Annotated in this window: 11 protein-coding genes; 4 read left to right on the top strand and 7 right to left on the bottom strand. The window is 72.6% G+C overall.

All coding sequences use genetic code 11. The annotated features are described in order from the left end of the window. Positions 1 to 54: 54 nt before the first annotated feature. The 3 genes from ACGFYU_RS08230 to ACGFYU_RS08220 are packed head-to-tail and all read right to left on the bottom strand — an operon-like array spanning position 55 to position 2,318. On the bottom strand, positions 55 to 270 hold the full coding sequence (locus ACGFYU_RS08230) for a hypothetical protein (protein WP_393826469.1): 216 nt from the start codon (positions 268 to 270) through the stop codon (positions 55 to 57). A 28-nt stretch (positions 271 to 298) separates the two neighbouring features. Continuing rightward, on the bottom strand, positions 299 to 1,141 hold the full coding sequence (locus ACGFYU_RS08225; protein WP_393826468.1) for an arylamine N-acetyltransferase: 843 nt from the start codon (positions 1,139 to 1,141) through the stop codon (positions 299 to 301). A 34-nt stretch (positions 1,142 to 1,175) separates the two neighbouring features. Further along, the gene (locus ACGFYU_RS08220; RefSeq protein ID WP_393826467.1) at positions 1,176 to 2,318 is read right to left on the bottom strand and encodes an NADH-quinone oxidoreductase subunit D; all 1,143 of its coding nucleotides are present in this window, start codon (positions 2,316 to 2,318) and stop codon (positions 1,176 to 1,178) included. A 31-nt stretch (positions 2,319 to 2,349) separates the two neighbouring features. Here ACGFYU_RS08220 and ACGFYU_RS08215 point away from each other — a divergent pair, with 31 nt between their 5' ends. The 3 genes from ACGFYU_RS08215 to ACGFYU_RS08205 all read left to right on the top strand — a co-directional run bounded on the left by ACGFYU_RS08215 (position 2,350) and on the right by ACGFYU_RS08205 (position 5,237). Further along, positions 2,350 to 2,841: a PH domain-containing protein gene (locus ACGFYU_RS08215; RefSeq protein ID WP_393826466.1), complete on the top strand. Its 492-nt coding sequence runs from the start codon at positions 2,350 to 2,352 to the stop codon at positions 2,839 to 2,841. A 311-nt stretch (positions 2,842 to 3,152) separates the two neighbouring features. After that, entirely contained in the window at positions 3,153 to 4,481 is a 1,329-nt protein-coding gene (locus tag ACGFYU_RS08210) for a PH domain-containing protein (RefSeq protein WP_393826779.1), read from the top strand. Positions 4,482 to 4,625: 144 nt separating this feature from the next. Continuing rightward, positions 4,626 to 5,237, top strand: a complete 612-nt coding sequence (locus ACGFYU_RS08205; protein ID WP_393826465.1) for a hypothetical protein — start codon at positions 4,626 to 4,628, stop codon at positions 5,235 to 5,237. A 45-nt stretch (positions 5,238 to 5,282) separates the two neighbouring features. Here ACGFYU_RS08205 and ACGFYU_RS08200 read toward each other — a convergent pair whose 3' ends face one another. Together ACGFYU_RS08200 and ACGFYU_RS08195 are read right to left on the bottom strand one after the other, a co-directional pair. Next, positions 5,283 to 5,960: a response regulator gene (locus ACGFYU_RS08200; protein WP_393826464.1), complete on the bottom strand. Its 678-nt coding sequence runs from the start codon at positions 5,958 to 5,960 to the stop codon at positions 5,283 to 5,285. A 23-nt stretch (positions 5,961 to 5,983) separates the two neighbouring features. After that, a complete protein-coding gene (locus ACGFYU_RS08195) occupies positions 5,984 to 7,186 on the bottom strand; it encodes a sensor histidine kinase (RefSeq protein WP_393826463.1) in 1,203 nt (400 codons plus the stop codon). Between the two features lie 106 nt (positions 7,187 to 7,292). On the opposite strand from ACGFYU_RS08195, the gene ACGFYU_RS08190 reads away from it, so the two are divergent. Continuing rightward, positions 7,293 to 8,282, top strand: a complete 990-nt coding sequence (locus ACGFYU_RS08190; RefSeq protein ID WP_393826462.1) for an SAM-dependent methyltransferase — start codon at positions 7,293 to 7,295, stop codon at positions 8,280 to 8,282. A gap of 191 nt (positions 8,283 to 8,473) precedes the next feature. Here ACGFYU_RS08190 and ACGFYU_RS08185 read toward each other — a convergent pair whose 3' ends face one another. Both ACGFYU_RS08185 and ACGFYU_RS08180 read right to left on the bottom strand, forming a co-directional pair. Then, entirely contained in the window at positions 8,474 to 10,024 is a 1,551-nt protein-coding gene (locus ACGFYU_RS08185; protein WP_393826461.1) for a M28 family metallopeptidase, read from the bottom strand. Between the two features lie 139 nt (positions 10,025 to 10,163). Continuing rightward, positions 10,164 to 11,288: a DUF5937 family protein gene (locus tag ACGFYU_RS08180; RefSeq protein ID WP_393826460.1), complete on the bottom strand. Its 1,125-nt coding sequence runs from the start codon at positions 11,286 to 11,288 to the stop codon at positions 10,164 to 10,166. Positions 11,289 to 11,518: the final 230 nt, after the last annotated feature.

The raw sequence follows: 11,518 nt of genomic DNA, 5'->3' as shown, positions 1-11,518 counted from the left end.
CCTGCCGGGCCGGACGGACAGAACGTACTCGACGGCACTGACGGCGGGACGTCCTCAGAAGAGCGGCAACTGCCCGGGATGCGGGCCGAGTACGAAGCCGTCCAGCGTCGGCGCCGACGCCCCGAGGATCACCCGGGCCCGCGAGCCGGGGCAGGACACCAGGTCGCCGCGACCGCGACCGGCCGGCGGATCGTGCCGGGCGATCCGGCCGGCGGTGACGGCGCAGTCGCGGCCGCAGGCGGGGCAGGCGCGGCGGGGGGAGTGGGACATGCCCCAAGTCTGCCCTGCCGCACCGACATCAGGCCTGCTGTGAGGCCAGCCACGCCTCGTGGGCCCGCTCCACCCGGTCCCACAGCTCGGTCCGCTCCGCCGGGGTCAGATCGTCGAGCTTCCGCCCGAAGACCCCCTCCAGCGCGTCGAAGAACTCCTCGGGGCCGCCCAGTTCCCGCTCGACGGGGCCCTTCTCCGCGTCGATGCGGCTCAGCACCCGCCCCCGCAGCAGGTCGATGCCCGTCGCGTCGCGGCGCAGCAGCGCCAGGGTCCGTATGAAGGGGGAGTCCTCCGCGGTCGACAGCCGCAGGTGCTCGTCGGCGAAGTCGGCCATCGTCGCAGGGGCGGAGCGGAAGTTCATGACGGGGAACGGGCCGCCGACGTTGTGGAAGGTCCAGCCCTGCTCGGGGCCTTCGAGCCGCTCCAGGCGGTAGCGGAACCCGCCCTGCTCGTAGCTGCCCTCGCGCAGCGGGAGCGGCTCGTACGGGCCGTCGCCGAGTCCGGCGTCGACGAAGTAGGCCTCGCCGTCGACGCGTACGGACAGCGCGAGGTGGTTGCCGTTGACCTCCCGCACGTCGGCCTCCTCGTACACCCCGCCGACGTGCCGGGTGACGTCGTAGCCGAGCCATTCGAGGAGCGCGGCGAAGCCGCCGTTGAGGTGGAAGCAGTAGCCGCCCCGCCCGGCGCCGAAGCGGCGGGCGGACAGCTCGGGGTCGATGCCGGGCGGGCGGCCCAGCTGGATGTCGATGTTCTCGTACGGGACGCGCTCCAGGTGGGCGCGCTGCAGGGCGAAGAGCCCCTCGGCGGACGGGGTGTGGGGTCCGGTGATGCCGAGCCGTCGCAGATAGTCGGCGAATATGCCAGTGGTCATCGGCCCACCCTACGAGCCGGATGCCCCTGTTCGGTTATTTGTCGATGTCGCCGACGACGAAGAACAGCGAGCCGAGGATCGCCACCATGTCCGCGACCAGCTGTCCCGGCAGGAGCACGGCGAGCGCCTGGATGTTGTTGTACGAGGCGCTGCGCAGCTTCAGCCGGTACGGGGTCTTCTCTCCCTTGGAGACGAGGTAGTAGCCGTTGATGCCGAGGGGGTTCTCGGTCCAGGCGTACGTGTGTCCCTCGGGGGCCTTCAGGACCTTGGGCAGGCGCTGGTTGACGGGGCCCGGCGGGAGCTCGGCCAGGCGGTCCAGGCAGGCCACGGCGAGGTCGAGCGCGTTGTGGGTCTGCTCCAGCAGGACCTCGAAGCGGGCCAGGCAGTCGCCCTCGGTGCGGGTGACCACCTTGAGGACGTCCTGGAGCTCGCCGTAGGCCAGGTAGGGCTCGTCGCGGCGCAGGTCGAAGTCGACGCCGGAGGCGCGGGCGATCGGGCCGGAGACCCCGTACGCGTGCACGGCCTCCGGGGACAGGATGCCGACGCCGCGGGTGCGGCCGCGGAAGATCTCGTTGCCGCGGACGAGCTTGTCGTAGACGTCCATGCGGGTGTTGACGTCGGCGATGGCGGCGCGGGCGCGGCCGAGCCAGCCGGCCGGCAGGTCCTCCTTGAGGCCGCCGACTCGGTTGAACATGTAGTGCATGCGGCCGCCGGAGATCTCCTCCATGACGGCCTGGAGCTCCTCGCGCTCGCGGAACGCGTGGAAGATCGGAGTGATTCCGCCCAGTTCGAGCGGATACGAGCCGAGGAACATCAGGTGGTTCAGCACCCGGTTCAGCTCGGCCAGCAGGGTCCGCATCCAGACGGCTCGCTCGGGGACCTCCATGCCGAGCATCCGCTCGACGGCCATGACCACGCCGAGCTCGTTGGAGAAGGCGGACAGCCAGTCGTGGCGGTTCGCGAGCATCACGATCTGGCGGTAGTCGCGGGCCTCGAAGAGTTTCTCGGCGCCGCGGTGCATGTAGCCGACGACCGGCTCGGCGCTCGCGATGCGCTCGCCGTCCAGGACGAGGCGCAGGCGCAGCACGCCGTGCGTGGAAGGGTGCTGGGGGCCGATGTTGAGCACCATGTCGGTGCTCTCCGCCGCGCCGCCGATGCCGACCGTGGTCTCCGTCATGCGGGCATTGTCTCAGCCCTAGGGTGGAGGGATGGATACGGGGACGGCGGGAGAGACGGGCGGGCCCGTTTGGGTGGGTCTGCCGGGCGGGCTGCTGAGCCTGCGGCGGCTGCTGCTGGTGGGCTGGCTGGGCCTTTTCGCGGTGGTGACCGGGGTCGTGCTGGGCCTGTTCGCGGGCCCGGCGTGGGCGGCCTGCGGGGCGGTCTGGCTCGTCGTCCTGGCCTGGGGGTGGGTGCTGCTGGGCCGGAACTGGCGGTCCTGGCGGTACGCGGAGCGCGCCGATGACCTGCTGATCAGCCGGGGTGTGCTGTGGCGGGAGGAGACGGTGGTCCCGTACGGGCGGATGCAGCTGGTCGAGGTGACCTCGGGCCCCCTGGAGCGGCGCTTCGGGCTGGCCTCCGTGCAGCTGCACACGGCGGCCGCGGCGACGGACGCCAAGATCCCGGGCCTGGCACCGGCCGAGGCGGAACGCCTGCGCGACCGCCTCACCGCGCTGGGCGAGGCAAGGTCGGCGGGCCTGTGACCTCCGGTCCGGTCGGCGGTGACGGGACGACCCCCGACGTCGTGACCTCCGGCCCGGTGGGCGGGGACGCGGGGGCTCCTGAGCCGGTGACCTCTGGTCCGGGGGGCCGCGATGCGGTGACGCCCGCCTCCGTGACCTCCGGTCGGCCGGGTGACGCCCCGGGGGCGCACGCGCGTGGGGCCGGTGGGGCGGGGGCGGACCCGGACGGGCTCCTCGCGGGCGCCGGGCCGGTGGGCTCTGCCGGGACGCCGTCCGTGGGTGGGGACGTCGGATCCGGGTCCGCGGGCTCCGTCGGTGTGCCCGCCGCGGGGATGGGCCCGGACCGCGCCGAGCCCGCCGCGGGCGCAGTGGCCGGCGAGCGGCGGTTGCATCCCTTCACGCCCCTGCGGCGGGCCTGGGTGCCGATTGCCGCGACCGTCGGGGTCGTCGCGCAGCAGGGGGACCGGGCCGGGGAGTGGATCGCCGACCTGTCCGCCCTGCTGCGGGTGACCGCGCTCGCGGGGCTGGTGCTGGTCTTCGGGCTGTACGGGTTCCTGAGCTGGTGGTTCACCCACTACGCCGTCACCGACACCGAGCTCCGCATCCGCAGCGGCCTCTTCTTCCGGCGGACCGCGCACATCCGCCTCGACCGGATCCAGGCGGTCGACGTCACCCGCCCGCTGCTGGCCCGCCTGACCGGGGTCGCCAGCCTGCGGCTCGACGTCATCGGCACCGAGGAGAAGGACGAGCTGTCCTTCCTCTCCGAGAAGGAGGCCGTGGCCCTGCGCGCCGAGCTGCTCGCCCGGGCCGCCGGCTTCGCCCCCGCCGAGGCGGTGCGCCTCGGCGAGGCCCCCGAGCGGGAACTGCTCCGCGTCCCGCCGCGCGACCTCGCCGTCTCCCTGCTTCTGAGCCTCGGCGTCCTGGCGGCACTGGCCTGCGGGATCGCCGCGCCGGTGGTCGCCTGGTGGGTCAGCTCCAGCCCGTGGGCGGCCCTCGTCACCCTGCTCCCGATGCTCGGCGCGGTACGGGCGGCCAGCGCGGGCCGCTTCCTCGCCGAGTACGACTGGACCGTCGCCGAGTCCCCGGACGGGCTGCGCCTGGACCACGGACTGCTGGACCGGGCCCACGAGACCGTGCCGCCGGGGCGCGTGCAGACCGTACGGATCGTGGAGCCGCTGCTGTGGCGGCGCCGCGGCTGGGTCCGCGTGGAGCTGGCCGTGGCGGGCTCGAAGAACGAGGTGCTGGTCCCGGTGGCCCCGCGGGCCGCCGCGTACGCCGTGATCGCCCGGGTCCTGCCGGGCGTGGACCTGGCGGCGCTGTCCTTCTCCGGCTCCCCGGCGGCCGCCTCGCGGTGGGTGGTCCCGGTGTGGTGGAAGGGGTACGGGCTCGCCGTCTCCCCGGAGGTGTTCGCCGCCCGGCACGGCCGCCTGTGCCGCCGTACGGAGATCGTCCCGCACGCCAAGGTGCAGAGCGTCCGCCTCACCCAGGGCCCGTGGGAGCGGGCCCGCGGCGTGGCCGACGTCCACGTGGACACCGGCGCGAACGGCACGGTCACGGCCCGGCTGCGGCCGTCGGCCGGGGCCGCCGCGCTGCTGCACGCCCAGGCGGCCCGCTCCCGCACCTCGCGGGCCTCGGCCCGGCCGGACCGCTGGATGACGTAGCGCTGCGCAGGGCCGGACGAGGGGTTGGGCACGGCACATGAGGTAACCGTGCGATGAACGTCAGGTCGTATTGGTCACCCCGGGTAGCGAACGGGCGACGGGTCCTCGACCAGATCCGCGCACGGCAACCCAAGGACAGCACTGATGAACCGCAACTGTTCACGTTTCCACCGCACCGCTCGTATGGCCGCCCCCGCCATGGGTGCGCTCGCGCTGACGCTGGTGTTCGCCGGCCCCGCATCCGCGGACCCCGCATTCGTCACCGTGTCCAGCGGTGAGGTCCGCTTCTTCGCCCTGCCCGGCGAAGAGAACACCGTCACCTTCGCCGAGGACGGCGGCGGCAACTTGTTCGTCGGCGACGCGACGAGCACGATCCTCGCCGGCCCTGGCTGTACGCAGTCCAACCCCCACGTTGTCACTTGCGGTGCGGCCTCGGCCGTGACCCGGATCCGGGCCGTCCTGGGTGACGGGGACGACTTCGTCAGCAACGAGACCTCGATCCGCACCGACATCGACGGCGGGTTCGGCGACGACGAGCTCTTCGGGGGCGAAGGCCCGGACCGGATCACGGACCCCGACGGATCGAACGTCGTCCACATCCTCCCCACCATCGGTGGGCGCGGAGGCAACGACACCATCATCAGCCGCAACGGCAGATTCGACACGATCGATTGCGGCCCTGGCGCCTTCGACATCCTGTTGGCCGACCCCGTCGACACGGTCTCCGGGGGCTGCGAAGTCGTCCGGCGCTTCTGAATCCGCCGGCGGGGCGGGTGTTCGACGCCCGCCCCGCCGCAGGCGCTACGCGGCCCCGCCGCCCCCGGCCCGCACCAGCCCCGTCTCGTACGCCAGCACCACCACCTGCACCCGGTCCCGCAGGCTCAGCTTCGTCAGGATGCGGCCCACGTGCGTCTTCACCGTGGCCTCCGAGAGGACCAGCCGGGCCGCGATCTCCCCGTTCGACAGGCCCTGGGCCACCAGCAGCATGACCTCGCGCTCGCGGTCCGTGAGCCGCTCGATCTCCTTGTTCTCGGGCTCCTGCGCGGTCGTCGGCAGCATCGGGGCGAAACGGTCCAGCAGCCGCCGCGTCGTGGAGGGGGCCACCACCGCGTCGCCGCTGTGCACCGAACGAATCGCCGCGAGCAGCTCGGCCGGCGGAACGTCCTTCAGCATGAAACCGCTCGCGCCCGCCTTCAGCCCGGAGAAGGCGTACTCGTCCAGGTCGAAGGTGGTCAGGATGATGACCTTCGGGTGCTCCTGCGGCTCACAGATCCGCCGCGTGGCCTCGACCCCGTCCAGCCTCGGCATGCGCACGTCCATCAGCACCACGTCCACCTTGGTGGCCCGCAGCACCTCCAGCGCCTCCAGGCCGTCGCCGGCCTCGGCGACGACCTCCATGTCCGGCTGGGCGGCGAGCACCATCCGGAAGCCGGTGCGCAGCAGCACCTGATCGTCGACCAGCATCACTCGGATGGACATCCGTTACCTCGACCTCGTCCTCGTCAACTTTTCTTCAACGGAAGCAGTGCGCTGATCCGGAAGCCTCCGCCCGGCCGGGGCCCGGTGTCCAGGGTTCCGCCGACCATGCCGATCCGCTCGCGCATGCCGATCAGCCCGTGCCCGGCGCCGTCGGCGCCGCCGTCCTCGTACAGTTCGTGCGCCGCGCCCCGCCCGTCGTCCTCGACCAGCAGGCCGAGCCCGTCGTCGAAGTAGACCAGGCGCACGCTCGCCTTCGCGTCCGGGCCGCCGTGCTTGCGCGTGTTCGTCAGCGCTTCCTGCACGATCCGGTACGCCGTCAGCTCCACGCCGCTGGGCAGCCGCCGCGGCGCGCCCTCGACCTCGAAGTCCACGGCGAGCCCTGCCGCCCGTACCTGCTCGACCAGGACCTCGATCTGCTCGACGTCCGGCTGCGGTACGTAGTCCTCGGACTCCTGGGGCTCGCCGGTGCGCAGTACACCCAGCAGCCGGCGCATCTCGGCGAGGGCCTGGCGGCCCGTTCCGGAGATGGTCTGGAGGGCTTCCTTGGCCTGCTCGGGTGCCGCGTCCATGACGTACGCCGCCCCGTCCGCCTGGACCACCATCACCGAGACGTTGTGCGCGACGACGTCGTGCAGCTCGCGGGCGATCCGGGCGCGCTCGGCGGCCACCGCCACCTTGGCCTGGGCCTCGCGCTCTTTCTCCAACCGCTGGTTCCGCTCGATGAGCTGGGCGTAGTAGGCGCGGCGGGTGCGCAGGGAATCGCCCAGCACCCAGGCGAGGGCGAAGGGGACCATCATGAACAGGGTGAAGAGGACGTCCTCCGCGGCGTTGCCGGTCTTGTCGACTCCGAAGCGCAGGAAGTAGAGCGGGGAGGCCAGCAGGCCCGCCCCCAGGGCGGTACGCGAGACCCAGCGCGGGACCTCGCTCGCGGCGACCGTGTAGAGGACGACGAGCATGGCCACGTCGCAGAACTGCGCCTCGGCGCCGAGGGCCAGCTGGTAGAGCCCGGCGGCCAGGGTGAGCCAGAGCATCGCCTGCGTCCATCTGCGGCGCAGGGCGATGGCGGTGGTCAGCGCGAGCACGGCGGGGACCATGGCGATCCGCACGGTGGAGCCGTGGGTGGTCAGCGCCGCCACGTTCAGCATGGACAGCCCGAAGAACAGGACAGCCCAGAAGCTGTCGACGCCCGTCGGGTGTCTGCGGAGGAAGTCGTAGAGGCGCTGCACGTAACCCAGAGTAGGGAAGGGGGATAGATGCTGGAGTCAACCACAGGTGCCAACCTCGCACCGGGGGTGTACTCCCCAAGGTGGAGCCGAGCATAGCCTTGGTGTGATGAGCACTCAGGGTGAATGCGTGACTCCGGCTCGGTGGAGCGGGGCGATGGAGGCCGCGCTGTACGGGCCGGGCGGCTTCTACGTGCGGCCGGGCGGGCCGGGGCCCGCCGGGCATTTCCGCACGTCGGTGCATGCCTCCGGGCTGTACGCGGGGGCCGTGGCCCGGCTCCTGCTGTGGGTGGACACGGAGCTGGGGCATCCGCAGGGGTTGGACCTGGTCGACGTCGGGGCCGGGCGGGGGGAGCTGCTGGCCGGGGTGCTCGCGGCGCTGCCGGCGGAGGTGGCCGCGCGGGTGCGGCCGTACGCCGTGGAGCGGGCGCGGCGGCCGGAGGGGATCGATCCGCGGATCCGGTGGGTCGCCGCCCCACCCGAACGGACGACGGGGCTCCTTTTCGCCAACGAGTGGCTGGACAACGTACCGCTGGACATCGCGGAGGACGGGCGGTACGTGCTGGTCGCGCCGGACGGTACGGAGAGCCGCGGGGGGCCTGTGGACGGGCCGGACCGGGCGTGGCTGGAGCGGTGGTGGCCGGGCTGCGGCCGTGCGGAGATCGGCCGGGCGCGGGACGAGGCCTGGGCGGGGGCGGTGGCGAGCCTTGAGCGGGGGCTGGCGGTGGCGGTGGACTACGCGCACACGCGGGAGGCGCGGCCGCCGTACGGCACGCTGACCGGGTTCCGCGCGGGGCGGGAAGTGGCGCCGGTGCCGGACGGCAGCTGCGATGTCACGGCTCACGTGGCGCTGGACTCCTGCGCGGGGCCGGGGTCGGTGCTCCTGACCCAGCGCGAGGCCCTGGCCGCCCTCGGTGTCTCGGGAGCGCGGCCGCCGCTGGCCTTGGCCTCGACGGACCCGGCGGCGTACGTACGCGGCCTTGCCGCGGCGGGGGAGGCGGCGGAACTCACCGCCCGCGGCGGGCTCGGGGACTTCGGATGGCTGGTCCAGCCGGTGGCCCTGCGGGCGGCATGGCCCGGGGCGACGAGCGTCGGCTGACGCGCCGCTGCTGGGACTCCGCCCCAGGCTTCGCGCCTCAAACGCCGGCGAGGCTTGATTTGCCTCCGGCGGCGCCTCAAGCGCCGGCGGGGCTGGATTTGACCCGCCTGAGTGCGCCGGTGCGGCTCAAGGATCGGGGCTCCGCGCCGGGCGGGGCTGGAGGGCGGCCCCGCCCGGCGGTTCCGGAACGGTTACTGCGTGACCTCGTCGTGGCCCTCGTGCAGGCCGCCGCCGCTGCCCCCGCCAGGGGTCGGCTTCGAGGTGACCGGCTTCGACAGCGGGGCCAGGTCGTAGGCGTAGTGGCCGACCGCGTCCGCGATGACGTCGACGTTGATGTCGAGCGCCTTCTGGTCGATGTTGGTGATGTCGTCACCCTTGGCGTGGTAGTTCACGTCGTAGGCGACACCCGCCTGCCCGCCGAACTTCGCGGCCTCCTCCGGCGTCTTGATGCCCTCGGCGCCCGTGAACGTACCGCCGGACGGGATGCCGACCTCGATGAACGGGCCGTAGTCCGAGCGGCCGGAGAAGTCCGTGCCCGCGTGCGGGATGTTCTTGGAGTCGAGGAAGTCGGTGATCCCCTTCTCCAGCTGGGCCGAGCCCTCCGGGCCGGGGCCCGCGCCGACGCCGTCCGAGTCGTCGCCGTCGTAGACGAAGTACGCGGCGTTCGGCGAGGCGATCATGTCGAAGTTCAGGTAGAGCTTGATCTGCTTCTTCTGAGCGTCGGTCAGACCGGCCACGTACGCCTCGGAGCCGAGCAGGCCGTACTCCTCCGCCGACCACCAGGCGAACTTCACCTTGTTCTTGATCTTCGTCTGGCTGCTCGCGAGCCGCTGCGCGACCTGGAGGATGCCGGCCGAGCCGGAGCCGTTGTCGTTGATGCCCGGGCCCGCCGCCACCGAGTCGAGGTGCGCGCCGAGGAAGACGGTGTTGTTCTCGTCGCCGCCCCGGGTCTCCGCGACGACGTTGTACGTCTTGCGGTTCTCCCGGAACTGCCGGATGTCGAGGGTGACCTCGACCGGTCCGGCCGCCGCGTCGGCGGCGAGCTTCTCGCCGTCCGCCTGGGTGATGCCGCCCGTCGGGACCTTGCCCGCGTTCGCGTCGCCCAGGGTGCCGTTGAGGGCGCCCGCGGTGTTGTTGTAGATGACCGCGCCGACGGCTCCGGCGGCAGCCGCGTTGGCCTGCTTGGTGGCGAAGGTGCAGCCGCCGCGCTTGATCAGGGCGATCTTGCCGGTGAAGGCGCCGGCGGCGAAGTCGCCGGTCTCGCAGCCGTTCGTCCCGTCCGCGTCGACCGGGGCGGCGGCGATCTGGGCCGTCACGCCGTTCTCCGGGGTGCTGGCGGTGTACGTCATCAGGTGGATCGGGACGTCGCGCCCGGCCGAGCCGTTCACCGTGAGCTTCTCGGCGATCGTCTCGACGTACACGAAGTCGAACTCGTTCTTCGTCACCTTGTAACCGGCCGCCTTCATCACGGCCTCGATGTACTGGGCGGACTGCACGTGGCCCTTCGAACCGGCCACGCGCGTGCCCTTGTTGTAGTCCGCGATGGACTGAAGGACCTTCAGGTGGTTGTACGCACCCTTGCCGGTCGCGTCCTTGACCAGTTTCCTGGCCAGCGCGTCACCTCGGGCGGCGTCGCTCTGCGGGCTCCCGGTGGCACCGGCCGGCCCGGCGAGCAGCAGCGGGGAGACGAGGGCCGCGGCCGCCAGGGCGGCGGTTGCAGCGGCTATACGGCGAGAGGGCATGCAGGGTCCTTCCACGGCAAAGTGAGCAGGGAGGAGCGGTGGACGCACGTTAAGCAGCAAGGAGCCACTCTGACCAGAGTTTTAACTGATTCCGGTTTGTGAATTCCGGATATCGGCGACTTCGGGCCTCCGGTACCGCCTAGCGGAGGATGCCCTCGATGAAGTCCGAGCCGATGCGGGCGACCGCGGTCAGGTCCAACTGGTGCTGGACATAACGGCCTTCGCGCCGCGTATGCGTCAGACCGGCCTTTTTCAGTACGGCCAGATGGCGTGACACTTCCGGCGCGGTGATCCCGTACACGGCGGCCAGCTCGCTCGTCGTGTACGGGGCGCGGGCCAGGCTCCGGCACAGCATCATCCGCATGGGGTGGGCCAGTGCCTCCATCCGCCGCTGGAGCAGCTCCACCGAGCCGGGCGCGGGGGCCGGTTCGGGGGTGCCGAGCGGGTAGTGGACCACCGGCCGCCAGCCCGGGGCGTGCAGCACGAGGAGGTGGGGCCAGCCGAAGTTGGTCGGTACGAAGACCAGGCCAGCGCCCGTGCGGGGGTCGGTGGCGGTCGTGGAACCGTTGACCATCTTGTCGGCGGTGATGGTGGTGAGGGCCTCGTCGACACTGAGCGCGGACGAGACCTCCTTCAGCGCGGCCGCCAGCCCCTTGTGGCGGAGCACCTCGGTCTTGTGGCGGGCGTCGGCGGTCTGTCCGGGCTCGACGCGCTTCCAGGTCTCGGCGAAGAAGGCCTCGTCGCAGTCCTCCAGGAGGCGGCGCATCCACACCCGGACGGCGGCGGGGTCGTCCAGCAGCCGGACGGAGAAGTCAAGCTGGCGGGGGCCGCGGGCGGCGGCCGTCTCCAGGGCCCTGGTCCGGGCCGCGGGGTCGGTGAGGGGGGAGGGCCAGCCGCCCTCGTCGTACAGGGCCAGCCAGCAGTGCTCCAGGGCGGCGAGCACGAACTGCTCGTCCTCCATGCGGTCGAGTACGTCGAGCTCCTCGGCCAGGGTTCCGGCGGGGCGGCCGGTGCCGCCGGGGGAGGCGGCGAAGGCCATGAAGATGTCGGAGAAGGAGCTCCGCCACAGGAAGTCGGCCTCCAGGAGGCGGTCCGCGAGGCAGGGGTCGAGGGCGGCGGCGGTGGCGGTGGTCCAGGAGGTGAGGCGGGGGTGGTGGGCGGGCTGGGAGAGCGCGTGCAGCGCCATGCAGAGCTCTGCGAGGGGGGAGGGCGCGAAGGTGATCCGCTCCGCGGGGAGCCCGGCGATGTCGATGGTGACGCTCATCGGCCCATTCTGGCCCGCCGGCCGGGCTGGACGTGCCGGGTGCGGCGCCTCCCCCAGACTCTCCCCCAGCTACCGCTGGGAGGTGCCCCCCTCCGGGGGGACCCCCAGGGGGCTCCGCCCCCGAACCCCTGCGCCTCAAACGCCGGCGGGGCCGGCTTTGGCCGGCGTAGGCCTGGAAGTGCGCGCCGCGCGATCTGCTCCCCGGCCGCGGCTGGATGCCCGGAGGGCGA

This window comes from Streptomyces sp. NPDC048337, from assembly GCF_043201175.1.
Classification (GTDB): Bacteria; Actinomycetota; Actinomycetes; order Streptomycetales; family Streptomycetaceae; genus Streptomyces.
The sequence above is the reverse complement of the archived record's forward strand: the minus strand, read 5'-3'. Positions and strand labels throughout refer to the sequence as shown.